The organism is Clostridium sp. 1001283B150225_161107_B6, assembly GCF_015556325.1.
Lineage (GTDB): Bacteria > Bacillota > Clostridia > Lachnospirales > Lachnospiraceae > Enterocloster.
Map to the genome: position 1 here is coordinate 1 of NZ_JADNMD010000012.1, position 26,490 is coordinate 26,490.

Sequence of the window (26,490 nt, forward strand, 5' to 3'; positions counted from 1 at the left end):
TCATGACCTGACCGGGAATCGAACCCGGGTTTACGCCGTGAGAGGGCGTCGTCTTAGCCGCTTGACCATCAGGCCTTATCTGTGCATCTCAGCGACAGCTTGTTTATAATATCATATAGTTCTTAGTTTGTCCAGTATTTTTTGAAAAAAATTATACCGGGCAAACATATGCCGGAAAATAAAAATCAGCAAAGTAAAATGACCAGTCGGGGAACTGGTCATTTTAGGAGAAGGTATTTCGTTTCTTATGGGGTGTAACAAAAACTATATAATGTATTGGGGGGGTTTACGTTAATTATAATAGCATATGCCATGAAAAAAGTGTGCACAAAGTTTGAAGAATGGAAAAAAGTATTTTATGCATTCTTACAAGGCTCTTGTGAAAATGAAATAAAAAGGCTCTTTACAGGCTGCCGGACATAGCACTATGAACACAGCACGATAACCCGGTTGGGAGCTGTCTGTGGCGGTATGCTCTTAGTGGCAGCCGCATAATATACCAGCAGGAAATGATTTGCCGGGAAACAGAAATAGGGCTGACCGTTTAGGGTTGACAATACAGTGGACTGATACAGGTTCAGCTTCAGCGATTGGTCGGATGCAGTGAGGGTTTCATCAAACCAGGAAAGGTTTACATCCTCCTCCGGCCTGACAACGGCAATTAATTCAGCCTGGTATTGCGGCGGATAGATAAGGGGAACAGGCAGGGTGCTGTCATAAAATGCAGCCACACGCATGCCCGGCATCAGCCGCATGGTGTCCACCACAAAGGTTTCATTGGATAGAATCATATTGACGGGCTGGCCTTCCACACCCAGTGTTATGACCTGGGTACAGCAGTCCCCTTCCTGAGTAGAGATGTTGGTAATGACTCCGACTATGGGAGTCAGATTTTCATAGTTCATAAAAAATATCCTTTTTTAATTATCATATGCCGGGAACGTAAAAAGAATCCAGAAAGTTGAATAAAAAGGAGGAGGCCGGAAGGACTTCATCCCTCCGGCCGAGTATTATGAAAAAAAGTTTTATTAGCATTAGCTCTTTACATAAATTAGTATATCCATAAAATGTGAGGAAAATTTTATGATTCTGTAACGGAATTATGAACATTATGTGAGAAGTTTGTGAATGACCGGACAGGGGAAGGACAGCGTTATATGTAATTATATGGAATCATATGGAATCCGAAGCTGCTATGTTATTGTTAATTTTCCGCCATTGTATTGTAATAAGGCTAAATTGTGATAGACTGGATTTAGACAATACATAGAAGGAGGTATAATATGAAATTTTATATTTGCAATCACTGCGGCAACATAATTGCCTATGTGAAGAGCAGCGGCGTACCGGTTGTCTGTTGTGGGGAAAAGATGCAGGAGCTGGTTCCAAACACCACAGACGCGGCAGTTGAAAAGCATGTGCCTGTCATCCGCACAGATGGGGCCAAGGTGACTGTCACAGTCGGGTCAGCCGAGCATCCTATGATTCCGGAACACTACATCCAGTGGATTGCTCTGGCTACCAGGCAGGGGAACCAGAGAAAAGAACTGCAGCCAGGACAGAAGCCCCAGGCAGAGTTCATGCTCTGTGAGGGAGATGCGGTTGAGGCTGTATACGCATATTGCAACCTGCATGGTTTATGGAAGGCAGAGCCGTAATCTGCCCGGCATGATATCCGGGTGAGGTGTATCCGGCTTTATAAGATGCAGCAGGATATGATATGCAATCAGACATAATCAAAGGAAACAAACAGCATTTCGGCCGTTGGGGTACGAAATGCTGTTTTTTAGTTGCAAAACAGTGTGGCAGGATAATTAGCAGGATTTTTTTATTGGATGCAACTTTTATGAAAGCTCTCCCGTCTAATCATATGAAACCGTATGGAATATGAAAGAATTAAGATGAAAAGGAGATTTACCATGAAAAAACATTTAGCTGCTGTTACCATCTGTACCCTGGCTCTGACCAATGCCATTCCTGCCGTGCCTGTTTACGCTGCCGCCGGAAAACCGGCTGCCGCTTATTCCGCGAGGCAGAGGCGTGAGGGACAGAAAAAAGTTAAGGATGCGGCATCCAGGGTCAAATCAGCTTTTAAGAAACAGGACCTGAATGCATTGGCAGATTTATGCAACTATCCGCTCACCATATCATACGCATCCGGCGAATTGGTTGAGCTCAAAAACAAGCAGGAGCTGCTGGCCCTGGGTTCCGGTCCTGTTTTTACGGCTGGAATGAAGTCCGCCATTGCATCCACGGATGTCTCCAAGCTGAAAGAGGTAGGGGATGCAGGGGTGCAGATGGGCGGCGATGCAGGTCTGAGTCTGTATAAGTTTGGAAAGCAATGGAAGGTTAACAACATTTACAGTGATTACGGCAGCCAGTCAGGCAGCGCCTCAGGGGCGCTCAATATCGGCAATCTGGAGGAAGCAGCCACCACGGTCCAGAAATGCTTTTCTTATAAGGATATAGAGACTCTTTCCAGGATTTGCAATTATCCGGTGAATGTAATCTATGCAGATGGAACATCCGCAGAATATAGCGATGCAGCCACTTTTATAGCCAAATGCGGCGACAGGCTGTTTACGGACCGTCTGTGCAATTCCGTCACTGCCACGGATGCATCCCGGCTTCAGGCAGTAGGCAACGCCGGAGCACAGCTGGGAGCGGATTCCGGGCTGGCCATGTACCAGTTTGGAGGTTCCTGGAAGGTGAATAATATCTATCAGTAAAGTTTCCGGAAGTTTCTGGCTGGATAGTCCGGCCCCCTGCCGCCGTTACCACAGAATCTGACCGCGGCAGAGGAAGTCAGGAAATCCAATGTATCCCTGGAAAATAGCGGAACAATGCCCTGGCCGTGATATCCTCTTCCGGGACAAAGGGGTCTGGCCATTCCCGGGCGTCACTGGAATGGTTCCGGTTATCTCCCAGCATCAGATAACAGCCTTCCGGCACTTCGAAGTGGTAGTCCTCTGATTCCATGGGCTCCGGCAGATAGGGTTCATTCAAGGGTGTTTCCGATTGGTTGATGTATATTTGGTTATCCCGGATATCCACGGTCTCTCCGGGCAGCCCAATAATCCGTTTGACCAGCCTGGTCTTGTCCCTGCCGGGTTCCGCCTTATGGTTGAAGAGGACGATATCCCCTCTTTGGGGTTGGGCGCCGAACGCGTATGAAAGTCTGGAGCCGATGATTCGGTCCCCTGTCATGATGGTATTTTCCATGGAACCGGATGGTATATAGCTGTTGGCAATGACAAAGGTGTTGAGGACAAAGGCAATGGCAATGGCGGCCAGCAGTATCCTGACCCATTCCAGCAACTCTTTTTTTAGGCCGGAGCTCCCGGATGATTTATTATTAAGTGATTTGTTCATGAAATTCTCCTTTAGGATGCAAATTGAATTTGGAAAAGAACGTATGCTGTGTATCAGTTTAGCATTTACAACTTATAAAGTCTTTATTATTTGTTAATATGTAAGAATAATTAATAGTTTATTTATTAAAAAATTCTTCCCGTGATGTTATTCTATGAATAAGAATGAAGCAAGGGAGTGGAATATGAAACGAATCATACGTACAATAAGCATCATACTGGCTATTCTGTTAGCCGCAGCCGGCGGCTACTATGGGGGAAGAAGGAGCGTCAGACCCATGGTTGGAACCACATTTTACGCTGTCATAGAAGAGATAAGGGAGAACCGTATCCTGGTTCAGGGATTGGAGATAAATGATATCAACGGGCGGGGCGCCTTTGAGCTGACCGTGGGGGATAAAACAGAATTTATTTGGAGAGGGGTGCCCATTACAGCGGAAGATTTGAAGGTTGGAAATACCATATCAGTCACATACACAGGGGAAGTGCTGGAGTCGTATCCGGCCCAGGTCAGGGATGTGCTCCGGATTCAGTTGCTGGACGATGAGACACCCTACTAGGTAATGCCTGACGGACAAAGTAAAATGACCAGTCGGGGAACTGGTCATTTTAGGAGAAGGTATTTCGTTTTTTATGGGGTGTAGCAAAAACTATATAATGTAATGGGGGGTTACGTCTATTATAGTATCACCTGATGCGGAAAAAGTGTGCACAAACTTTTTTAGGGATAAAAGTTTGTTTTGTATACTTTTTTTAGAAGTAATCATGTTTCACATCTGATGGGGGACAATGGGCCTCCGGGTTGGGCAGTATGTTGCGGGAGGAGGATGAAAACGCTGTTCCGGTACCGTGTTTCGATGTAAGAGGATATGATATGCATGAAAGGAGATTTATATGAGTGAAAAAAGATTTTCCATACCAGTCATGTTAGCTGCCGTTATATTGACGGCTTTCTTTACTGCAATTGCCTCCCGATGGTATTTTATCAATCAGAAGGCAGACGGATACAAATCGCAGCTTACGGCCAGGGTTCTGGCCAATGATGGGATGCATTTGACAATCCAGGGGGATATTACCAACAACAAAGGAACCAATGGTACATATGTTGTAAAATACAATTCCGGTGTAACTGTATATGATTCTTCCGGAAATGAAATAGCATTCTCGGATTTGCAGCCTGACAGCCATATTTCTATTTATTACATGTGGAGTATACCAAGGTATGTGTCCCCTCATACTGAATGGAGGGATTTATTTGCATTGGAAGAAAGCCAGAACATACCCGATGTATTGGCAATTGCCAGACTTGAGGACGGCGAGTCCGGAAAACCCATTGATTTTTTCGACCCCAGCCTTACGGCAACTCCATAAGATAGGCTAAGGGGCGTTATAACTGAATAAGATAGTTCAGGCTGGAGCGTGCATTGTATTGGATTCTCCGGCCTTTTTTATGTATACTATTTTGTATTTTTCCAAATTTTCATAAAATCCTATTTTGTTACCTGGTTGTAACCAAAATTTGATAGACTGGAACCAGTTGGTAATTCACTTAGTCCGTTAATATGGGCTATGGAGGTAATGAGAGGAGTGACTGTATGAGCAGCAAAAAAAGGTTTGGTATAAGAAAGAAAAAATTATATGATTTACAGAAACGTTGGATTGCAATTTTGCTGGCGGCAGCTATGGTACTAACCAATGCAGGTGCTGGGATGACTACTGTTTATGCAGCAGATTCAGCAGATACTGTTGTATTTACAATGGACGGTATTCAGTTGCTGGAGTCAATCCAAGAATCCATTGCCAGCAACAACGAAGTGACAATTGGTGACCTTGATTTTACAAATGGTAAAGTTACGGACTTTGAACGTCTGTTTTTTGGAGAAGGAAAACTAATGGAAGTATTCCCGGAACCAGAAGGCGGAAGTGTGGACGCGGAGTTAAGAGTGTTCATACGATTGCCGGAAGATGCCGATGATATGTATATGGTAACTGGTGATGAAGAGATTATTTTCTTATATGTGAATAACGGGGACGATACCATTAGCTGTACCACGAATATCATAAAGATGGATGACGGAGAAGAGAAGGTCAAAAAAACCAAACGGATTAACGTTAAAAACTTTGATGCAGCATATGGGGATGAAGAGGTAAATTATATTTCAAAGCCAGTTGAAGAGACTGCGGAATTCATACCGGACGATGGAAAAGGAACAGATAATAAGGAAACCGCGGCACCGGAAACATTGGCTCCAACGGAAGAAGGGACTATTGAGGAAGCAACCTCGGTTAACCCGGACAAGGATGATGCAGCCAATGATTCTACAGAAGTATCAATAGAAACTTCTGTAGAAAACCAGAAGGATGCTGAGGATACAGAGAAGGAAACAACAGAGACAGCAGAGACGGAGAAAGAAGCAGAGACAGAGCAGGAAGCCCAGCCGGAGAAAGAAACGGAGCAGGAAGCCCAGCCGGAAAAGGCAGCAGAGCCGGAGCAGGAAGTCCAGCCGGAAAATACAGCAGAGCCCGATAGAGGAGCCGATGGCCAGGTGGCATCTATTATCCGTCATTACGCGCCGGTGGTTGGTGACATGGAAGACAGGGATGTTCCGGAACTGCCGAAGGCAGAATCAGTAAGAGAACCGGAGACAGAGCCTGCAATAGATAAGGAAACAGAATCTGTTGACAAAATAGAAGAAACCGCAGATAAAGCAGAGGAACCGGTTATCAAGGAAGAAACTGGACATACAACAGAAGAAACAACAAATGGGACACCGGATGAGACACCGGCAGTCCAGGATGAAACTACAGATGAAGCCGCTGATACCACAGAAGAAACAACGGCGGTTCCTGAAGAAAGTGGCGGCAGTGAAACGGAAGAAGAAATTACCAGGGAAACAGAAGCACCGGAAAAACTGCCGGTCGCATCGCCATCCAATGGCACTGAAAATGAGATGAAAAATGATGCAGGAAAAACAGGTTCCAGTGGTTTGGTAGGCATTGGAAACTGCGCTACGGCAAAAGCATATATTACAACGCTCAGTAAACTGAATATTATGGAAGAAAGAGTAATGGTTTCCACGACGGCAGACGACGGAGCTGTTATAGCGGTATCTGGTTCTGAAAAGGCTATGAAGAATATTGTGGATGTCAAAGCGGAAGCCATGAGCGATATAGACAGCTTTGTGGAAAGGCTAAACACTGAATTGGCCGGCAACGGTGAAAAGGTTGACCGAATTGCTGTGTATGATGTAACTGTAATAGATAACGATGGAAATGAAACGCAGCCAAATGCCGAGGTTAAAATTTCTATTGAAGCGCCTGAGATAGTAGACAATGAAAGCGAGGTCAGTGCATTCCACGTAAAAGAATTTAAAGAGGGCAGCCAGGAATATGAGATTGAGATAAAGGATGCGGTTGTAAACGAGTCACAGGGAATTGTCGTGATGGGGACGGACAGCTTCTCTCCTGTAGGCGCTTTCTCTGTGGTGCCGGCTGCAGATACAGGCTCTGCCTATAAATCATGGGAAGACGGCAGCTGGAAGACCGAACCGATTATACTTGGGCCCACATCAGACGGAATTGATTTCTCCTATGAAATATTAAATTCAAATTATAAGAACTTTGAGGCAGTCATAGAGGTCACTATAGGGGAAGATGTGGATGCCGATGAACTGAATATTAATCTAGATGATTACATTATGGAAGAAATCATACCTAATATAGATGATTACATGTGGAATCAGACACAAGGCGGTGATAAGTACCAATTTAATGTAAAAATCATAAATAAGTCCCAGGTTGATTATCAGTATAAAGATAACAGCTTTGTTTATACGATTCTCAATAATGGTGAGAACACTGGCTTCTATTCATATACTGGTCAGGCCATTCCAAAAGGTACTGTGATATGGAATATGGGGAATACGGCCATGGCATCTCTGTTTAACTGTATGGTAGACAGGGTTCCTTCCTACAGCAAATGGAACCTGAATGAATTCCGTTTTACGGATTCAAAAGGAATGCCCCATGATTATAATGGAACTGGTGATTTGGTTCAGTATTACCTTGACTTTTACAATGACAGGTATGATTTGCAGGCAAAACAGCTTGACCAGTTTCCGGATTATGTCATAGCTGAGATTATAGGATTCAATCCGAATCCTAACTGGGATACAGGGTTTCAGGGCCAGACATTGGGCGGACGCGCATCGGATTTTGAATTAGCTGAAGCGGCATATAACTTTTTCTATAATTCATGTCTGCGGTTATTTGTCAATACAGACAGCTATAACAGGGACGGATTGGACCAGTATTATAAAGACAGCGTGGATTCTGCAACCTATTCTCTTGGAAGCCATATGCGCAGCTACAATGAGAATGGCACAACGGTTATGGAGCCATACTTTTCAAGTGCATTTTCCACCATTAAATCCGGGTCTTCCAATGCACTGGAGAATAATATAGTCATGGCTTTGGATGGCGACTATACGACTGATGCATATCAGGTCAGCTTTTTTGGATTTACATTTGGTTTCCAATTGCAAAAACCAGCGCCGGCAACAGGAACCGTTCTATTTAATGGTGAGAAAGTATTATCCGGCCGTGAGTTTACGGCGGAGGATGAATTTACCTTTTCCTTGAAAAAGAATGGTTCTGAGGTTGACAGAATTACCATTAAGCCGTTAGAAAGCGCCAGGTTTAGATTGACGGATAACCTTGCAGCGGACGAATTGGGAACACAAGCAGTGTACTCTATCTCAGAAGTGGGCGGCGGTACCACGGTCAAAGAGGTTTCTTACGATAATACGGTTTATCAGGGGACGTATGATATTACTCTGGATGAATCAAATAACAGATTGATTGCCGTGCATGTTGGCGGAAGTAATCTGGACCAGGGAGTGGTTTTTACAAATGTTTACAGCCATAATTCCACGCCGGACACCCCTGGGGGAGGCGGAAGCAGCGGCGGCGGAGGCGGCGGCAACTCAGGCGGTCACCGTACCACTCCGGAAACCGGTGGCCCGGGAATAACCATTAATCCGGAAGAAGTGCCGCTGGCATCCCTTCCAGATACACCTGTTTTCATTGACGAAGAAGAAGTGCCGCTGGCTCCATTGCCGAAAACCGGTCAGGGTTCTGCGGTAACCACATTTACCATGCTGTTGTCTGGTTTGCTCCTGGTTCTGACAGCTTTAGGTAAGAAAAGAAAAGAAGAATCGGTCTGATGTCTTGGCAAAGGCGGTGGAGTAGGTGGTTTCAAGCCAGGAGCGGTACTAAGTGCGTAAAGAAATGTCTGTAAATGCGAATCTTTTAAGATAATAACTGGGCTGAAAGTTCCTTTTTGGGCTTTCAGCCCTTGCTTTATATATAACACCAACTACAGTTGCATGTTAAGGGACAATAGACGGGCTTTCCTTTGCCAGCTCCATCATATTATCTGTAATACGCTCCATCAAAGTATAGCGTTCAAATTCGGCAACCACTGCAAATAAATGACCTAAAAGAAATATTTCCGACGTGGAAATAATATTGAAAACTTCAGACCTAAATTGAGGTTCATGATTGCATATGATATACTGAGCGTAACATGTGTAATGGATTTTGCTGCAACAAAAGAGAGAAGATATGCCTTACGTTTGGGTGCACAATAGACGATATTATGGAAATCACACCAAGCATAGAAGATAGATGAAATTTTTATTGAGCTGTAACGACATAAATTTCAGGAGATACAAGGAATGGAATTAGGATGGATTGATTTTTCAAAAACAGAGTGAAGTAAAGTTTTTAATTATGTGAAATCCACTCCATATCTTATGTCATTTATGCGTGATTATCAGTTAAAACGCTATATTGAAAAATACTTTGCTTAACATCCTGATGAAATCAACAAAGTTAATAAAGATACTTTTTGGCTTAAGAGAAGAACACTTGACCGATATGATAAAGTATCGAATAACAATGCCCGGCTTGAAAGAGTTATGTCACATATATTTAAAGATAATGTAGAGCTTCTTTTGTGGGTTCCTCCGGCACGTCCGTATTATCAGCCGCAGGGTGTATTTAATGGGGGACCCTTAAAGGCCCCTCATTTATTAACTTTTTGTTAGATTTCATATTGTGGTTCGTGTTGTGCCTTATCATAAAAACGCACATTTTTCATTAGATTTGCAACATAATATATGTGATTAAATAAATGAAAAAAGTACGTATTTACGTTGTTTTCCGCAAATACGTACTTCTCAAAAAATGGAGCTGAGGGGAATCGAACCCCTGTCCGAAAATCAATTCCCTGTTCTTCTACTATCATAGTCCTTTATTTGACATTCCCTCTGCCATCAGAGAAAGGACACCCGGATGGTTTCAGTAGCTTCATGATACGCCCATATGCTCAAAGCTTTGCATACGTCGTTTCCCACATAGTCGATGCCAGGGTCTTAAAGTGCGGGTGCTCTAAGTCTGACAGCTGCCATTAGGCAGCGATTGCTAATTCGTCGTTAGCGTTTATATTTATTTTTGCCATTTAACCCATCGCATGGGGATAGCTTCACCAGCTGCATGACCCCCGTCGAAACCAGTACAACCCCTGAATACTCAGTGCTGCGCTTACCTGGTATGCTAACGAAATCCTGCGCTCACTCTATATTAGCAGTTTCCGGCGCCGCTGTCAAGGGCAGTGATGAAATATGATAGATATGGACAGTCTGGATAACAATGGCTGCCTCAGGACAGATATGGCCGGAGCTCCGGATGGGGCCGGACATAAATTCGTATAAACTTTGTAATGAAACATACCTCTATAATTAAGAGAAAAGAAATACCAGAATCCCCTCTTTCTGGTAATATAAGGATAGGGCATATTTGTATGCTCCGCATCATATGAATAGATTCCGGTGATAACGGAAAAGAGGGAGGCAATCATGAAACATAATATGAAGAAGACAGTATACGCAGCAGGACTCAGTGCGGCAGTGGCGGCCGCAGCCTTAGGGCTTGGCGGCTGTGCGGCCGGGACACAGATTCCGGACACCCTGAAGGTGCAGAATATTGGCGCGGCGGAGAATGTAATTACAGTAACAGGCCGCGAGGAGGTAAAGGTGGTGCCGGATATGGCACAGATTGAGTACGCTGTCTATACCAGGGAAGATACGGCTGCTGCATGCCAGGAGAAGAACGCCCAGGACCTGAACGCAGCCATTGAGACATTGAAGGGACTTGGGGTTGAGGAGACTTCCATACAGACATCCTCCTATGGTCTGAGCCCCATCCGTAACTGGAATTCCGATAGACAGGAGATAACCGGCTATGAGATGACCACCAGCCTGACTGTGTCCGACATTCCCATTGACAATGCAGGTACCATTATCACAAAATCAGTGGCAGCAGGCGTCAATGGCATTAATTCCGTCAGCTATTTTTCCAGCAGCTATGATGCCAGCTACCAGGAGGCGCTGAAGGGAGCCATGGCTGTTGCCCAGGCCAAAGCACAGGCCCTGGCAGAGGCCAGCGGGAAGACACTGGCAGGCGTGGTTCACGCAGAGGAATTTGGCTATCGGCCGGAGACACGATATGCCTCCTATAATTCAGGCGGCTCTGCCAAAATGGCGGCGGCAGTGGAAGATGCAGCTGCTCCTGTTATGCCGGGCCAGGTCAGCGTGGAAGCCCAGGTAACGGTTTCCTATGAGCTGAACGAATAGATTATATTGAATCTGCCGGATGAAAAATAAATAAAGTATTGCAGCGGATATACCCCGGAATCAGTATCATATAACATGATGCGGTACTGTTTCCGGGGATATTTGTCATTGATATTTAGGCATAAATATATTATTATTATTTTATAGTCTAATGAAGACAGGGGTACTATGAGATGACAACTGCAGATTGCAGAGGAAATGGCCGCAGGGATACGCTGCTTCCTATCATACTGTGTTTATGTTTTATTGCCAGCAGTATTATTTTTCTTGTACAGATGATTCTGAAAAGCCAGAAGGAGAACGTGGCATACCTGTATGATGCCGCGAATCAGACAAGGACATCCATTATAAAACAGATTGAGGGAGACTGGCAGACACTGGAGGGACTGGCTGTAAGTCTGAGGGATTTGGTAATCCTGGATGAGAACCAGATTATGACCATATTAAAGGATATAAATGAGGAGAATGCTTTTATCCGGATGGGCTACGCGGATGTCCGCGGCAATGCGCGCATGGTGGACATGAACGGCAATGTCCAGGAGGTTAATCTCAGCGGAATGGAGTTCTTTGAGAGGGCTCTGCAGGGCGAAAAGAGCATATCCGATACATTTGCGGACCCGCAGGATGCCAGTGGATATATCAATTACTTTGGTGTCAGGATTAATGACAGTAAAGGTAATGTCAGAGGCATACTCTGTGCGGTCCATTCAGCTGTCATACTGAGGGAGATTATCGACGCGCCGGTTCTTAAGGGGGCTGGTTATTCCAATATCCTGGATGACGATGGTAATTATGTGCTTAAGACCATTAAGACATATGAGGGAGACATCCTTCCTGAAAATAGAACAAAGATTGCAGAAGTCATAAAGAAAGAGGGCAGCGGTGATTTTATTCTTACAGACAGGCAGGGAATCAGGCAGATGCTGGTTATCCTTCCCATTATTGAGGGGCAGTGGTACCAGGTAAGCATGGTGCCTGTGGATGTGCTGCGTTCCAGCTACATCCAGACAGCAGGAGGTATCATGACCATTATCGTGGTGGCCTGCGGCCTGTTTATATGGCTGATGAGCAGACAGCAGAGGATGGCTGTGAATAACCAGAAGATGCTGATGAAGCTGGCTTACAGCGATTCCCTTACAGGTCTGCGCAATTTTGCGGGCTTTAAGCGGGAGGCGGAGATACTCCTTAACCGTCCTGAACTGGCCCGTTCTGAGCTGCCCGCCTATGTGCTCTGGTATGGTGACCTGAGGAATTTCAAACTGATTAATGATGTGCTTGGGTATGAGGAAGGGGACCGGCTGCTCAGGCTGGTGGCGGAATTCCTCAGAACAGTGGAAAGCCCCGACCGTATCAGCTGCCGCATAGCAGCTGATAACTTTGCCGGCATAACCCGTTGCGTGGATATGGAAGCGCTGGACAGAGGGCTTTGTCAGCTTAAGGAGTATATGAGAAATTCGGGTATGGACGAGCAGCCCTTCATGGAGATTCCCGTGGGCGTCTACCGCTTCCGTCCGGGAGATGAGAAACAGTCCCTGGATGTGCTGGTGAATTATGCCAACATGGCCCATAAGATAGCAAAGGAAAGACCGGGAACCTCCTATGTGTTCTATGATGACGGCATCCGCAGGCGCATGCTGGAGGATTCCGCCCTGGAGTCTGAGGCTGAGGCAGCTATGGAGAACCAGGAATTCATGCTCTATATGCAGCCCAAGATTGATATACAGAACGGGAACCGGATTACCGGTGCAGAAGTGCTGGTCCGCTGGCTCAGTCCAAGACGGGGGCTGATACCGCCCGGTGATTTCATCCCATTGTTTGAAAAAAGTGAGCTTATTGTAAAACTGGACCGCTATATGTTCGAACATGCATGCCGCTGGTACCGGATTTATCTGGAACAGGGCAAAAGGCCAGTGAGCCTGGCAATTAATGTATCAAAGGCCGGTCTGTTCCAGAACGACTTTGTGGATTACTACACGGGCATCAAGGACAAATATTCTATACCGGATGGTTTTCTGGAACTGGAGTTTACGGAAAGTATCCTGGCTGCTGACACGGAATTATTTGCGGAACTGGTGGTTAACCTGAATGCGCACGGTTTCATCTGCTCGCTGGATGATTTTGGCTCGGGATACAGTTCCCTTAACCTGCTGAAGAACCTGCCTATCGACGTGCTGAAGCTGGACATCCTGTTTTTCCACAAGAGCCGGGATATCAGGCGGGAGCGTATTGTTGTGTCCAATGTCATTAACATGGCCAGAGAATTGAATATAAAGACCATTGCAGAGGGCGTGGAGGATATGGACACCGTGGAATTCCTCAGGGATGCAGGCTGCAATGTGATTCAGGGGTATGTTTTTGCAAAGCCCATGCCGCAGGAGGATTTTGAACACCTGCTGACGAAATACCAGGACGGGCCTTTTGGAGGCATGGATGATAAATAGATAGGATAAATCAAATGAAAAACGGACCATCCCGCCAGGGGACAGTCCGTTTTTCATTTATACCATTACAATAGCAGGATTAATTCTTTTTTACTTTACCGGTATCCTTCGGAAGGGTGACATTCAACAGGATAGCCACCAGCGTAGCGATGACAACCGGAGATTTTCCGAAGATTGTGGTAACCCATGTGGGGAATGCGGACAGGGATGCGGATGCCTGTGACACGCCCATTCCCAGGGCAGCTGCAAGACCTACAATGGAGGTATTGCGGTAGTTCATATCTTCCGTCATAACCAGCTTCATACCGGTCATGGCAATGGAAGCGAATACAGATACAGTCGCGCCGCCTAAGACCGCATAGGGAATCGTGGTCAGCAGGGCGGAGAATTTGGGGAACAGTCCGGCAACCAGTATAATCAGTGCGGAAAGCCCTAAGGTCACGCGGTTAACAACCTTGGTGGTAGCCACGATACCTACGTTCTGGCTGTAGGTGGCGGTTGGCAGACATCCCAGGAATGCACCTATGATGTTTGAGAAGCCATAGCCCAGGATAGCGCCGTGAAGCTCATTTGTGGTGGGCTCCCGGTCCAGACCTCCTGCCGTGGTGGCGGAGAAGTCACCGATGGCCTGCACGGAGTTGATGACAAACAGCAGTCCCAGGGCCACGCAGGCAGACGCCTCAAAGCTGATGCCGAAATGCATGACCTGAGGGAGCTGGAACATGCCGGATTCAGCCACATTGCCAAAGCTTACCATGCCAAAGAACATGGAAAAGATATAACCTGCAATCATGCCCATAAGGATGGACGCCAGTTTCAGGAATCCCTTGGCAAAATGGTTCAGCACAGTAACTACCACCAGAGTGAAGATGGCAACCACCCAGTTCTGCCATGCGCCGTAGGTGGGCTGGCCCGCGCCGCCTGCCATGTAGTTGATGGCAGTGGGGTAGAGGGACAGACCGATGGTGAACACAACCGTGCCTGCAATCAGAGGCGGGAAGAACTTTCGTATCTTCTTGATGGTAAGGCCTACGAGAATGGCGCAGACACCGCCTACAATCTGGGCTCCCAATATGGCCGGGATGCCGGACTGCTCCGCAATGGCCTGCATACTGGGAACATAGGCAAAGCTTACGCCCAGGATAACAGGAAGGCCGGCGCCCAGATGGAAACTGTTCTTATTGCCTATGGGAAAGAGCTGCAGCAGGGTGGCAAGGGCGGATACAACCAGGGAAGCCTGAATCAACAGAACCCTGTCTGCCGTGTCAATGCCTGCTGCGCCGGAAATTATGATGGCCGGCGTTACACAGCCCACAATCATGGCTACTACGTGCTGCAGGGCCAGGGGAATTGCCTGGCTCATTTTTGGCACACCATCCAAATCAAACAGGGATGCGTGCTGTTTCACTGTATTGTCTGTATTCATATATCATTGCCTCCTTTACGCTAAATGGATATGAGTACCGGTTTTTCCCTGGATACCGTCTTTTGCTTTTTCCAACAGCGTAATGAGGGCAGTGCGTCCTGGTTTTGATTCAGCAAATTTAACAGCAGCCTGAACTTTGGGAAGCATGGAACCAGGGGCAAAATGTCCCTCTTTGATATATTCTCTTGCTTCTTCTGTGTCCAGGTCATCCAGCCACTTTTCTTCCGGCTTTCCGAAGTTAATAGCAACCTTTTCAACTGCAGTGAGAATAATCAGGAAATCAGCATTCAGATTCTCAGCTAACAGTTCACTGGCGAAGTCCTTGTCGATAACAGCGCTTGCGCCCTTTAAGTGGTTTCCCTGACGGGTAACCGGGATACCGCCGCCGCCGCAGGCAATTACCAGCTGTCCTGAGTCTACCAGGGAGCGGATAGCGCCGATTTCAACGATTTCAGCAGGCTTTGGAGATGCCACCACACGGCGGTAGCCGCGTCCGGAATCTTCCTTCATAATGTATCCGTACTTTTCCTCTGCAATCCTGGCCTGTTCTTCTGTCATGAAGTGGCCGATTGGCTTGGAAGGAGCCTCAAAGGCAGGGTCGTCTGCATCCACGCGGACCTGGGTAATCATGGTTGCAACCGGAATATCATACATTTCGCGGTTATAGAGTTCCTCTCTCAAGGCATTCTGCAGGTCGTAGCCAATATAGGCCTGGCTCATAGCCACACAGACGGAGAGAGGGGTGTTTGGCTGGTTTGCGTCCTCGCGGCTCAGTGCAGCCATTGCATTGTTAATCATACCCACCTGAGGGCCGTTGCCATGGGCAACGATGACCTCGCAGCCTTCTTCAATAAGGTCTACGATGGCCTTGGCCGTAATCTTGACTGCTTTCATCTGCTCAGGAAGGGTATTGCCCAGTGCATTGCCGCCAAGGGCGATGACAATACGTTTTTTCTTGTTTTCCATAGTGATTTTCCCCTTTATAGGACGGGATATGAGGGTATCCCGCCGAGTTTTTGCATAATTTGAGACAAAAAGGGCTGCAGGACTCAGTCCGGCAGCCCTTACATTGTATTACATGGTAAGATGAATGGTTTATTTGAATACTCTGGGTGTTCCTTTTTCTTCCAGCTTCTTTAAGATATCAGCCGGGTCAGCGAACTTAGCCAGCATAATCATAGCAGCAATTACGTATGGCTTGTAGCTTGCTTCTTTGTACAGAGGGTCACGGTAACGGTCAAATACAGTTGCCTCAACCTCGCCGTCCTTGCAGCTTACATCGTTGATGTCAGCCGGTAAGCAGTGCAGGTACAGAGCCTTGCCGTCCTTGGTGGTCTTCATCAGTTCCTCTGTACAGCACCAGTCTTTGTGCTCTGCGTTCTGAGCCAGCAGTTCTTTCTCCAGAGCCTTGATGCCCTCGGAATCGCCTTCTGCGTACAGGTTGGTTCTCTTTTCCATAGCTGCAAATGGAGCCCAGCTCTTTGGATATACAATGTCGGCATCCTTGAATGCGTCTGCCATGTCATGGGATACGCGGAAGGAACCGCCGGTCTTCTCAGCGTTCTTTCTGGCAACTTCCTCAACCTCAGGCATGATTTCGTAGCCTTCCGGATGAGCCAGGACAACTTCCATACCCATACGTGTCATCAGGCCAACAACGCCCTGGGGAACGGAGAGAGGCTTGCCGTAGGAAGGAGAGTAAGCCCATGTCATGGCTAACTTCTTGCCCTTTAAATTCTCTACGCCGCCGAACTCATGGATGATGTGCAGCATATCAGCCATACACTGGGTTGGGTGGTCGATGTCGCACTGTAAGTTAACCAGGGTTGGTTTCTGCTCCAGGATGCCGTCCTTGTGGCCCTGTGTAACAGCGTCAACAACTTCGTGCATGTAAGCATTGCCCTTGCCGATGTACATGTCATCGCGAATACCGATAACGTCAGCCATGAAGGAAATCATGTTAGCTGTCTCACGAACAGTCTCGCCGTGAGCAACCTGGCTCTTGCCCTCGTCCAAATCCTGAACTTCCAGACCTAACAGGTTGCAGGCAGAGGCAAAGGAGAAACGGGTACGGGTGGAGTTGTCGCGGAATAAGGAGATGCCAAGGCCGCTCTCAAATACCTTTGTGGAGATGTTGTTCTCTCTCATGTAGCGGAGAGCATCAGCCATGGTCCAGACTGCTTCCAGTTCTTCGTCTGTTTTCTCCCAGGTCAGGAAGAAATCGTTCTCGTACATTTCCTTGAAGTTGAGGCTGTTTAACTTATCAATGTAATCCTGTAATGTTTTCATTTGATTGACTCCTTTAATATATTTAATTTTTAATTTGGGTATCGTTGTTAGAAGTTACAAAATAATAGGGACATCCATTCCACCAGTACCTTGGGCCTGAGCCGTTCCGGCGGCCTTCAGCATAGACCGCCGGAACCAAACAGGTCACTTAGGACTTCATGGAAAATGGTTTACGAATGAGCAGTGCGAAAATAAAATGTAAGTGCAGCTGTAAAGAGTTTTCTCTTATAAGGATGCAGTTATATTTTATTTTTCATAGGGCGTATGCCCTATGTTTCCTGGCCGCCCCCCAGGCCAAGAAGACGGCACTGCGGGCCAGCGGGCCGCGGCCACAACTGTGTGGCAGCCAAGAAATCACCCTGCGGACAATAAACGAATTAAAACAAACACCTGCTGCAAAATTACTTACAGTACACGCTAGGCAGAGCAGCATAAACAGCCGCACAGGTAACCAAATCCTGCTTCCATGTAATCTCGTTGGGAGCATGGGCCTGAGCTTCAGCGCCAGGACCAAATCCGATACAAGGAATGCCGTTGCGTCCCATGATGGAAACGCCGTTGGTGGAGAAGGTCCACTTATCGGTGAGAGGACGTGCCTTTCTCATCTCTGCTGTGGCATCAACGCCGATACGCTCGTCGCCGAACAGGTTCTTATAAGCTTCCTCCAGGGACTTGGTAACTTTGTGGTCCTCCGGGATAACCCAGGTTGGGAAGTAGCACTCGATTGGATATGTAAGGCCCTTATAGGAAGGACGGGAATACTCATACATGGATACGGTAACGTCGTCGCCGTATTTCTTAACTGCAGGAAGAGCACGAATCTCATCCAGGCAGCTCTCCCAGGTCTCGCCTGCTGTCATACGGCGGTCAAGGGATACGGAGCAGGAATCAGCAACTGCGCAGCGGCTTGGAGAGGTGAAGAAAATCTCGGAAACAGTAACCGTGCCGCGGCCTAAGAAGTTAGCCTCCTTATACTCCGGATTGTACTTCTCATCCAGCATCTTCACAAGGCCCTTAACTTCCTTGTCATCAGCTGCATCGTTTTCGTTCAGTGCGCGTACATCCTGAAGGATGTCAGCCATCTTATAGATAGCATTGTCGCCGCGCTCAGGAGCGGAACCATGGCAGGAAACGCCCTTAACGTCAACGCGGATTTCCATACGGCCTCGCTGTCCGCGGTAGATACCGCCGTCTGTAGGCTCTGTGGATACTACGAAATCGGGACGGACCTTATCCTCGTTGATGATATACTGCCAGCACAGACCGTCGCAGTCCTCTTCCTGAACCGTACCGGTTACAAGAACCGTATACTTGTCGCTTAACATTCCTAAATCCTTCATGATTTTAGCGCCGTATACAGCAGATACAATACCGCCGCACTGGTCAGACACGCCGCGTCCGCCAATCTCGGTGTCATTCTCATAGCCCTCGTAGGGGTCGAAATTCCAGTTGCTCTTGTTGCCGATGCCAACTGTGTCGATGTGGGCGTCAAAGCCAATGAGGGTTTCGCCGGTTCCCATGTATCCCAGAACATTGCCCATTGGGTCGATTTCAACTTTGTTGAAGCCCAGCTTTGTCATCTCCTCAGCAATGCGGTCGATGTGAGCCTTCTCATCGCAGCTCTCGCCTGGGAACTTAACAATGTCGCGTAAGAACTTGGTCATGTCTTTCTCATAGTTCTGTGCTGCTTCTTTGATTTTTGCGTAATCCAGATTCATTTCTTCGTTTCCTCCATTATACATTGATATTTGGTTAAGGTGTGATATAGGTGATTGTTTGTGCTTTATTTGTCCAGACCCTTCCAGACAATGTTTTTGTAGCGCTCAGGGTCTGTATCGCCTTCGGTGGAGAAGAGCAGTACCCTGGAATTCTCATCCAGGCCAATGTCTTTCCTTAAGTCTGCGTATTCATCCATGGACATGACGGCTGCCAGTGCGCCGAATGGAGCTGCGCCGGATTCTCCGGAGGTAACAGGTGCGTCGCCCTTGATGGGAGCGCCTAACATACGCATACCGGTTGCGGCTACCCAGTCAGGAGCAGCGATGAATACTTTGACATGGTTCTTTAAGATATCCCATGAAATGGTGTTGGGCTCGCCGCAGGCAAGACCGGCCATAATGGTTTCCATGTCGCCGTCCACAATGCGGATTTGTCCGTCACCGGCAGCAGCGCCCTTGTACAGGCAGGCAGCCGCCTCAGCTTCCACAACTACAAATGTAGGAGGATTATCAGCATAGAGATTGGAGAAGTAGCCTACCACAGCGCCTGCCAGTGAACCAACGCCTGCCTGGACAAAGATGTGGGTAGGACGCTGGCAGCCGTAGTCTCTCAGCTGTTCGCCGGCCTCCATGGCCATGGTTCCGTAACCCTGCATAATCCAGGATGGAATCTCCTCGTAGCCGTCCCAGGCTGTATCCTGTACCATAACGCCCCTTGGCGTCTCGTCGGCTTCCTTGGCTGCCAGACGTACGCAGTCATCGTAGTTCATCTCCTGGATGTCTACTGCAGCGCCTTCCTTGGCAATGTTCTGCAGACGTGTCTGGGTGGAACCCTTAGGCATATGTACCACTGCCTTCTGTCCAAGACGGTTGGCTGCCCATGCAACGCCGCGTCCGTGGTTGCCGTCTGTGGCGGTAAAGAAGGTAGCCTGGCCGAATTCTTCTCTTAACTGGTCAGAAGTGAGGACTGAGTAGGGAAGTTCGGATACGTCCCTGCCTGTCTCCTTGGCAATGTAGCGGGCCATGGAGAAGGAACCTCCCAGAACCTTGAACGCATTGAGGCCAAAACGGTAGGACTCATCCTTTAAGTAGATTTCCTTTACTCCCAGGTAAGCTGCCATATTGTCCAGCTTGGTGAGTGGTGTTTTGGTGTACTGGGGGAAGCTTTCGTGGAATGTCCTTGCCTTCGCAATCTCCTCCAGTCCCATAATCGGCAGGTTCTTGTCATCTGTCTTAGGCATATGATTGACCGCCCATAGAATCTTCTGGTCCATGTTACATAATCCTCCTTATAATCATCACGCTTTTTTATCTTCCGACTTGCGGCTGTTTACATCAATGTAGCTGTACAAAGTAAATTTGGAGATTCCGAAGTACTTGGAAACCTTGTCCCCTGATTTTGTTATAAGGAAGGCGCCTGCATCGTTCAGGAACTGGATGGCAGTCACTTTTTCCTCCTTGTTCATCAGGGCGGCCGGCTTGCCGATGAGGGCCACCGACTGCTCTATCAGGGTATCCAGCAGGTCGTTGACGTTGTGGACAATCTGTTCGGGCTGCTGCTTCACGTCCGATTGGGGTTCGGTGTCGATGAGAGCTTTAATGGAACGGTCCACGGTCATCAGGCCTGTGATGTCGTAATTAATGGACAGGAGGTAGTCAATGGAATCCCCTTCCTCATTACGGATGTAAATGGTGCTGGACTTCAGTATCTTGCCGTTGGATGTACGGGTCAGGTATCCGAGATGGTCTTTCAATGAAGCCGGGTCCTTGTGAAGGGTTTCCAGGACTACTTTTGAAGGTCCGTCCCCCTCCTGGCGGTTTGTCACATGACCATTGTTGATGTGTACGATGGAATGCTCCAGGTCGTGTTTCTCAAGGTCGTGTATGACAATCTCACAGTCAGGTCCGAACTGTCTTGCAAGGCCATCAGCAAGCTGTTTCAGTAAATCTAGTGTGTATGACATGGCTTTAACCTCCTTTTCCTCGGACTCTTCAAACCTTTCCCCGGCTGCTGCCGGGGACTTACCGTTTATGGTGACTTTGTACAATAAACATTTCGCAAAGTTGTGATGCGTTGTTTATGATTCCATCATAGCACAAAAAAAAGGAATTGCAAGAGGTTTTTACAAAAAAATTTTGAATATCTAAAAATTTTTGCATTTTCTGCTTGCAAATGGATTTGTATGGTGTTAGTATAGGGGTACAGGAAGTCCTGTTCTATCTTATTAGAGTTTATGAATTCCGGATGGTGTTTAGGACAAAATCCAAGAGCAGGTACATAAAATCATAAAATGAAAGAAAGAAAAGGAGAGAGGTTATGTTAGTGATTGGGAACGGTCGTCTGGTTACCAGAGACCCAGAACAGCCATTTTTTGAAAATGGGGCAGTGGCAATGGACGGTACCGCAATAAAGAAGGTGGGTACGCTGGAAGAGATTAAAAAAGAGTTCCCTGACGCCGAATATGTGGACGCAAAGGGGGGCGTCATCATGCCGGCCTTCATCAACACACATGAGCACATCTACAGCGCCATGGCAAGAGGTCTTTCCATAAAAGGATATGACCCCAAGGGATTTCTGGATATTCTGGACGGCATGTGGTGGACCATTGACCGCCATCTGACGTGCGAGCAGACCCGCCAGAGCGCAAGGGCCACTTACCTGGATTCCATTAAGAACGGAGTCACCACTGTATTTGACCATCACGCCAGCTTTGGCGAGATAAAGGATTCCTTATTTGCCATTGAGGACGCTGCAAAGGAAATGGGCGTCAGGACCTGTCTCTGCTATGAGGTTTCCGACAGGGACGGCATGGATAAGGCAAGGGCGGCTGTGATGGAGAATGCGTCCTGGATTAAACATGCGCTGGCAGATGATACGGATATGATTGCCGGTATGATGGGTATGCATGCGCAGTTCACCATCTCAGATGAGACGATGGAGCTGGCGGCAGCCAATAAGCCGGCTGAGGTGGGATACCACATCCACGTTGCAGAGGGCATTGAGGACCTTCATGACTGCCTTAAGAAGTATGGCAAGAGAATCGTGGACCGTCTTATGGACTGCGGTATTCTTGGGGAAAAGACATTGCTGGCACACTGTATTTACGTGAATCCCCATGAGATGCAGCTGATTAAGGATACGGACACCATGGTGGTGCATAACCCTGAGTCCAATATGGGCAATGCATGCGGATGCCCTCCAACCATGGAAATCGTCCACAGAGGCATTCTCACCGGTCTGGGAACCGACGGCTACACCCACGACATGACAGAGTCCTTCAAGGTGGCCAATGTTCTTCACAAGCATCACCTCTGCGATGCCAATGCAGCCTGGGGCGAGGTTCCGCAGATGCTCTTTGAGGGCAATGCAAAGATTGCGAACCGCTATTTCAGGAAGCAGTTAGGCGTATTGAAGGAAGGGGCTGCGGCTGATGTGATTGTCACGGACTACATCCCGCTGACGCCCATGGACGCCTCCAATGTCAACGGCCACATCCTGTTCGGCATGACCGGAAGAAGCGTGGTGACCACGGTGTGCAACGGAAAGGTTCTGATGAAGGACAGGGAGCTTGTGGGAATGGACGAGGAGAAGATTCTTTACGAGGTAAGGGAAGAGGCAAAGAAGCTGGCCCATTCCATCAACGGTTAATTGCCGGGGCAGCAGCCGGCAGAAGCAGGAAAAGCCTTCCAGGGATGGCTGGCTTTTCCTATATATAAGCAATACAGGCACAATGTATAATTTATAAGTGATATCCGATTGCAGGGCGGCGGGATTTGGCACCCCGGGATGATAGTATCTCCCGGGCGGCTGAGCCGGATGGAGGACCTGCGGACATGGTCCGCGGTATCCGGTGCTGGGACCTGGTCTGGTTATAAAGGAGGATAAGAATAATATGAGCGACATTATGACCCCGATTCCATTTGGAAAACTGATGAACTGGATTCTCGAAGAGAACAAAAAGGGTGCTGTATTCGGCATCAGGAGGCCATTCATTGCAGACCCGGACAAAACCTACGAGATTTTTGGCCGTAAGCTGGAAACTCCCTTTGGACCCGCAGCAGGACCCCATACCCAGCTGACCCAGAATATCGTGGCTTCCTACGTTGCAGGCAGCCGTTTCTTCGAACTTAAGACCGTACAGAAGCTGGACGGCGAGGACCTTCCCGTATCCAAGCCATGTATCAAGGCTGACGACGAGTGCTACAACTGCGAGTGGTCCACAGAGCTTTATGTGCCCCAGGCATTTGACGAGTATGTGAAGGCATGGTTTGCCTGCAAGGTGCTGGCGAAGGAATACGGCCTGGGCAGTCCTGACGGCTTCCAGTTCAACATGTCCGTCGGATACGACCTGGAGGGAATCAAAACAGAGAAGATTGACCGCTTCATCGAGGGCATGAAGGATGCCTCTGATACCGCCATTTTCAAAGAGTGCAGGCAGTGGCTCTTAGACAATCTGGACCGCTTTGAAAAGGTATCAAAAGAGGATGTGGAAGCCATTTCACCAGAGGTGTGCAACTGCGCAACCCTTTCCACCCTTCACGGATGTCCTCCGCAGGAGATTGAGCGCATCGCCAGATACCTGATTGAGGAGAAGAAAGTACATACATTCATTAAATGCAACCCAACCCTTCTTGGATATGAGTATGCAAGGAAAATCATGGACGATATGGGCTATGATTATGTTGCCTTTGGCGATTTCCACTTTAAGGATGACTTACAGTACTCAGACGCTGTTCCCATGCTCCAGAGGCTGCAGGCCCTGGCAGATGAGAAGGGCCTGGAATTCGGCGTAAAGATTACCAACACCTTCCCGGTGGATGTAAAGCAGAACGAGCTGCCCAGCGAAGAGATGTACATGTCCGGAAAGTCCCTTTATCCCCTGTCCATGTCCGTTGCCGGGAAACTGGCTGAGGACTTTGGCGGGAAGCTGCGTATTTCCTATTCCGGCGGTGCTGATTACTTCAATATCACGGATATCGTGGACGCAGGTATCTGGCCGGTGACCATGGCTACCACCATGTTAAAGCCGGGCGGCTATGAGAGACTGGAGCAGATTGGACAGCTGTTTGCAGCCAGGGAAGCAGCTGCCTTTGACGGCGTGGATGCAGGCAAAGTAACCGGTCTGGTGGAGGCGGTGAAGTCCGACAAGCATCACGTTAAGGCAGTGAAGCCTCTTCCTTCCAGGAAAATCAGGAAGCCGGTTCCGCTGACAGACTGCTTTATCGCTCCCTGCCAGGAAGGATGCCCCATCCATCAGGATATCACCAGATACCTGCAGCTGGCCGGAGCAGGCGAGTTTGAGAAGGCACTGGAGGTCATTCTCAATAAGAACCCGCTTCCATTTATTACCGGAACCATTTGCGCCCATAACTGTATGAGCAAGTGTACCAGAAATTTCTACGAGTCCCCGGTGGATATCCGCAGGACCAAGCTGGAGGCGGCAGAAGGCGGATTTGATGCTGTCATGGCAAAGCTCAAGGCTCCCGCAGTCACCTCTGACAAGAAGGCAGCCGTAGTGGGCGGCGGCCCTGCAGGACTGGCGGCAGCTTATTTCCTGGCCAGGGGAGGCGTGAAGGTGACCCTGTTTGAGAAGGAAGATAAGATGGGCGGCGTTGTCCGCAATGTGATTCCCGGTTTCCGTATCAGCGACAGCGCCATTGACAATGACGTGAAGCTGGTGGCGGCCATGGGAGTGGAAATGGTAAACGGCAGGGAAATCACGGACATAGAGGCGCTTAAGAAGGATTACGATTATGTTGTCCTGGCAGTGGGCGCATCCGAGCAGGGAAGGCTTAAGCTGGAGGCAGGGGATACCATGAACGCCCTGGATTTCCTGGCCCGGTTCAAGGCAACGGACGGAAAGGTGGAATTAGGAAAGAACGTGGTTGTCATCGGCGGCGGCAACACAGCCATGGATACAGCCAGGGCTGCCAAGAGAAATGCCGGTGTGGAAAAGGTTTCCCTGGTATACAGAAGAACCAGGCGCTACATGCCTGCGGACGAGGAAGAACTGGTCATGGCTGTGGAGGACGGCGTGGAATTTGCTGAACTGCTGGCCCCCGTGAAACTGGAGCAGGGAGTCCTGTACTGTAAGAGGATGGTGCTGGGCGACCTTGACGACAGCGGACGCCGCAGCGTGGTGGAGACAGACCAGGTGGTGGAGGTGCCTGCCGACACTGTGATTGCAGCTGTGGGTGAAAAGGTGCCGGGCGCATTTTACGAGAACTGCGGCATTGCCCTGGACAGCAGAAGGCGTCCCCAGGTGAACCAGGAGACACTGGAAACCTCTGTGAAGGGCGTATATGTTGCCGGCGACGGTCTCTACGGTCCTGCCACGGTAGTGGAAGGAATCAGGGACGGCAAGATGGCGGCGGAGGCTATAGTTGGAAAGGCTCTGGCAGAGGACCTGTTCAGGCTCTCTGACGCTGACGCCATCTACGGACGCAAGGGCAGGCTGGCGGAGGAGAATGACCAGATTGTTGACAGCACACGCTGCTTATCCTGCAACAGCTACTGCGAGAACTGTGTGGAGGTATGCCCCAACAGAGCAAATATTTCCCTGGTGGTTCCGGGCATGGAGAAGCATCAGATTATCCATGTGGACTATATGTGTAATGAGTGCGGCAACTGTAAGAGCTTCTGTCCGTGGGACAGCGCTCCTTATCTTGACAAGTTCACCCTGTTTGCCAATGAGGCAGACATGGAAAACAGCAAAAACCAGGGCTTTACGGTACTGGATGCAGCTGCCGGCGCCTGCAAGGTAAGGCTTCAGGGCAAAGTCATGGATTACACGGTTGGTTCCGAAAACCAGGATGTGCCGGACGGCATCCGTAAAATCATCAAGACAGTTATCAGCGACTATTCATATATGCTGTAGATAAATGTGCGAATTGCCGTACAAAGGAGTCCTCAATGAAAATGTGGGGACTCCTTTAGCAAAGGTTTGTTAAAAAAGTAACGTTATTCTTTTTGGAGAATAATGAAAGGAGAAGAACAAAATGGCACAAAAGCGCAATAAAAAAGTAGCTGTGGTGCAATGCTTTGGGGGCTGTCATGCAGAGGCAGACATTTTGCGGGAGGACCTGACAGGGGATTGCCGGCAGGTTATGGCAGAGCATCCGGAAGGCATACTGAAATGTAAATGGGGATGTCTGGGTATGGGCAGCTGTGTGGCGGCCTGTAAGCTGGATGCCATCCATATAAACGGCTTTGGGGTTGCAGAGGTGGACCGGGGCAAATGTGTGGGCTGCGGGCTGTGCGTAAAAGCCTGTCCCCAGAGCCTGATACGCATTACCACGCCGGAATATCCGGTTTACCCGGCATGTGTGAACCAGGATGCAGAGGCGCAGACAAGGAAGGAATGTTCCGTGGGCTGCATTGCCTGCGGTATCTGCGTGAAGAACTGTCCGGCGGATGCAATCAGGATAGAAAATAACCACGCGGTCATCGATGAAGCAAAGTGTATCGCCTGCGGTATGTGTGCAGTCAAATGTCCAAGGGGAATCATACTGGATGCCGACGGCATTTTCACAGTAAAGGCGTAGAGG

General features: G+C 48.4%; 18 protein-coding genes, 1 tRNA gene and 1 other RNA gene. 10 read left to right on the top strand and 10 right to left on the bottom strand.

The genetic code is table 11. The features are described 5' to 3' along the window. Positions 1-3: 3 nt before the first annotated feature. Positions 4-75 (bottom strand) — tRNA-Glu (locus I2H39_RS22135). A gap of 350 nt (positions 76-425) precedes the next feature. Then, positions 426-905, bottom strand: coding sequence for a hypothetical protein (locus I2H39_RS22140; RefSeq protein WP_138311021.1), 480 nt, complete (start codon positions 903-905; stop codon positions 426-428). A 378-nt stretch (positions 906-1,283) separates the two neighbouring features. On the opposite strand from I2H39_RS22140, the gene I2H39_RS22145 reads away from it, so the two are divergent. After that, positions 1,284-1,658 carry a desulfoferrodoxin family protein gene (locus tag I2H39_RS22145; RefSeq protein ID WP_138311022.1) on the top strand — a complete coding sequence of 125 codons (375 nt, stop codon included), beginning with the start codon at positions 1,284-1,286 and terminating at the stop codon, positions 1,656-1,658. Positions 1,659-1,919: 261 nt separating this feature from the next. Beyond that, positions 1,920-2,729 carry a hypothetical protein gene (locus I2H39_RS22150; RefSeq protein ID WP_195627544.1) on the top strand — a complete coding sequence of 270 codons (810 nt, stop codon included), beginning with the start codon at positions 1,920-1,922 and terminating at the stop codon, positions 2,727-2,729. Positions 2,730-2,805: 76 nt separating this feature from the next. Here the strand turns inward: I2H39_RS22150 and lepB are convergent, their stop codons facing one another. Further along, positions 2,806-3,372: a signal peptidase I gene (gene lepB / locus I2H39_RS22155; protein ID WP_138311024.1), complete on the bottom strand. Its 567-nt coding sequence runs from the start codon at positions 3,370-3,372 to the stop codon at positions 2,806-2,808. A 154-nt stretch (positions 3,373-3,526) separates the two neighbouring features. Between lepB and I2H39_RS22160 the strand changes: the two genes are divergently transcribed. The 3 genes from I2H39_RS22160 (at position 3,527) to I2H39_RS29340 (ending at position 8,596) form a co-directional block, all read left to right on the top strand. Next, positions 3,527-3,931, top strand: coding sequence for a YobA family protein (locus I2H39_RS22160; protein ID WP_227146073.1), 405 nt, complete (start codon positions 3,527-3,529; stop codon positions 3,929-3,931). Between the two features lie 334 nt (positions 3,932-4,265). Beyond that, positions 4,266-4,742, top strand: a complete 477-nt coding sequence (locus tag I2H39_RS22165; protein ID WP_195627545.1) for a hypothetical protein — start codon at positions 4,266-4,268, stop codon at positions 4,740-4,742. 224 nt (positions 4,743-4,966) lie between these two features. After that, a complete protein-coding gene (locus tag I2H39_RS29340) occupies positions 4,967-8,596 on the top strand; it encodes a doubled motif LPXTG anchor domain-containing protein (RefSeq protein WP_227146070.1) in 3,630 nt (1,209 codons plus the stop codon). A gap of 1,022 nt (positions 8,597-9,618) precedes the next feature. On the opposite strand, the gene ssrA is transcribed toward I2H39_RS29340, so the two are convergent. Next, positions 9,619-9,958: a transfer-messenger RNA gene (ssrA, locus tag I2H39_RS22175) on the bottom strand. A 333-nt stretch (positions 9,959-10,291) separates the two neighbouring features. Here ssrA and I2H39_RS22180 point away from each other — a divergent pair. Both I2H39_RS22180 and I2H39_RS22185 read left to right on the top strand, forming a co-directional pair. Next, positions 10,292-11,068: an SIMPL domain-containing protein gene (locus I2H39_RS22180; RefSeq protein ID WP_138311026.1), complete on the top strand. Its 777-nt coding sequence runs from the start codon at positions 10,292-10,294 to the stop codon at positions 11,066-11,068. Between the two features lie 173 nt (positions 11,069-11,241). Continuing rightward, entirely contained in the window at positions 11,242-13,509 is a 2,268-nt protein-coding gene (locus I2H39_RS22185; RefSeq protein WP_195627546.1) for an EAL domain-containing protein, read from the top strand. A 79-nt stretch (positions 13,510-13,588) separates the two neighbouring features. Here the strand turns inward: I2H39_RS22185 and I2H39_RS22190 are convergent, their stop codons facing one another. The 6 genes from I2H39_RS22190 to I2H39_RS22215 form a co-directional block, all read right to left on the bottom strand. Then, entirely contained in the window at positions 13,589-14,935 is a 1,347-nt protein-coding gene (locus tag I2H39_RS22190) for a nucleobase:cation symporter-2 family protein (RefSeq protein WP_138311028.1), read from the bottom strand. A gap of 15 nt (positions 14,936-14,950) precedes the next feature. Further along, entirely contained in the window at positions 14,951-15,901 is a 951-nt protein-coding gene (arcC, locus tag I2H39_RS22195; protein WP_138311029.1) for a carbamate kinase, read from the bottom strand. A 129-nt stretch (positions 15,902-16,030) separates the two neighbouring features. Next, entirely contained in the window at positions 16,031-17,224 is a 1,194-nt protein-coding gene (ygeW, locus tag I2H39_RS22200; RefSeq protein WP_138311030.1) for a knotted carbamoyltransferase YgeW, read from the bottom strand. 401 nt (positions 17,225-17,625) lie between these two features. Continuing rightward, on the bottom strand, positions 17,626-18,936 hold the full coding sequence (locus I2H39_RS22205) for a YgeY family selenium metabolism-linked hydrolase (RefSeq protein WP_347563890.1): 1,311 nt from the start codon (positions 18,934-18,936) through the stop codon (positions 17,626-17,628). A gap of 71 nt (positions 18,937-19,007) precedes the next feature. Next, complete coding sequence (dpaL, locus tag I2H39_RS22210) at positions 19,008-20,216, bottom strand: diaminopropionate ammonia-lyase (RefSeq protein WP_138311032.1); 1,209 nt, start codon at positions 20,214-20,216, stop codon at positions 19,008-19,010. A 24-nt stretch (positions 20,217-20,240) separates the two neighbouring features. Then, on the bottom strand, positions 20,241-20,906 hold the full coding sequence (locus I2H39_RS22215) for a helix-turn-helix transcriptional regulator (protein ID WP_138311033.1): 666 nt from the start codon (positions 20,904-20,906) through the stop codon (positions 20,241-20,243). 353 nt (positions 20,907-21,259) lie between these two features. Here I2H39_RS22215 and ssnA point away from each other — a divergent pair, with 353 nt between their 5' ends. From ssnA to I2H39_RS22230, 3 genes are all read left to right on the top strand, one after another. After that, a complete protein-coding gene (gene ssnA, locus I2H39_RS22220) occupies positions 21,260-22,591 on the top strand; it encodes a putative aminohydrolase SsnA (RefSeq protein ID WP_138311034.1) in 1,332 nt (443 codons plus the stop codon). 244 nt (positions 22,592-22,835) lie between these two features. Continuing rightward, a complete protein-coding gene (ygfK, locus tag I2H39_RS22225; RefSeq protein WP_138311035.1) occupies positions 22,836-25,820 on the top strand; it encodes a putative selenate reductase subunit YgfK in 2,985 nt (994 codons plus the stop codon). 121 nt (positions 25,821-25,941) lie between these two features. Beyond that, positions 25,942-26,487 (top strand): 4Fe-4S binding protein, encoded by a 546-nt coding sequence (locus I2H39_RS22230; protein ID WP_195627547.1) that lies wholly within the window; start codon positions 25,942-25,944, stop codon positions 26,485-26,487. The last annotated feature ends 3 nt before the right edge of the window (positions 26,488-26,490 follow it).

Excerpts from the sequence above, each read along its gene's own strand:
- I2H39_RS22140 (WP_138311021.1), bottom strand. The coding sequence starts at position 905 with ATGAACTATGAAAATCTGACTCCCATAGTCGGAGTCATTACCAACATC.
- I2H39_RS22145 (WP_138311022.1), top strand. The coding sequence starts at position 1,284 with ATGAAATTTTATATTTGCAATCACTGCGGCAACATAATTGCCTATGTG.
- I2H39_RS22150 (WP_195627544.1), top strand. The coding sequence starts at position 1,920 with ATGAAAAAACATTTAGCTGCTGTTACCATCTGTACCCTGGCTCTGACC.
- lepB (WP_138311024.1), bottom strand. The coding sequence starts at position 3,372 with ATGAACAAATCACTTAATAATAAATCATCCGGGAGCTCCGGCCTAAAA.
- I2H39_RS22160 (WP_227146073.1), top strand. The coding sequence starts at position 3,527 with ATGAATAAGAATGAAGCAAGGGAGTGGAATATGAAACGAATCATACGT.
- I2H39_RS22165 (WP_195627545.1), top strand. The coding sequence starts at position 4,266 with ATGAGTGAAAAAAGATTTTCCATACCAGTCATGTTAGCTGCCGTTATA.
- I2H39_RS29340 (WP_227146070.1), top strand. The coding sequence starts at position 4,967 with ATGAGCAGCAAAAAAAGGTTTGGTATAAGAAAGAAAAAATTATATGAT.
- I2H39_RS22180 (WP_138311026.1), top strand. The coding sequence starts at position 10,292 with ATGAAACATAATATGAAGAAGACAGTATACGCAGCAGGACTCAGTGCG.
- I2H39_RS22185 (WP_195627546.1), top strand. The coding sequence starts at position 11,242 with ATGACAACTGCAGATTGCAGAGGAAATGGCCGCAGGGATACGCTGCTT.
- I2H39_RS22190 (WP_138311028.1), bottom strand. The coding sequence starts at position 14,935 with ATGAATACAGACAATACAGTGAAACAGCACGCATCCCTGTTTGATTTG.
- arcC (WP_138311029.1), bottom strand. The coding sequence starts at position 15,901 with ATGGAAAACAAGAAAAAACGTATTGTCATCGCCCTTGGCGGCAATGCA.
- ygeW (WP_138311030.1), bottom strand. The coding sequence starts at position 17,224 with ATGAAAACATTACAGGATTACATTGATAAGTTAAACAGCCTCAACTTC.
- dpaL (WP_138311032.1), bottom strand. The coding sequence starts at position 20,216 with ATGGACCAGAAGATTCTATGGGCGGTCAATCATATGCCTAAGACAGAT.
- I2H39_RS22215 (WP_138311033.1), bottom strand. The coding sequence starts at position 20,906 with ATGTCATACACACTAGATTTACTGAAACAGCTTGCTGATGGCCTTGCA.
- ssnA (WP_138311034.1), top strand. The coding sequence starts at position 21,260 with ATGTTAGTGATTGGGAACGGTCGTCTGGTTACCAGAGACCCAGAACAG.
- ygfK (WP_138311035.1), top strand. The coding sequence starts at position 22,836 with ATGAGCGACATTATGACCCCGATTCCATTTGGAAAACTGATGAACTGG.
- I2H39_RS22230 (WP_195627547.1), top strand. The coding sequence starts at position 25,942 with ATGGCACAAAAGCGCAATAAAAAAGTAGCTGTGGTGCAATGCTTTGGG.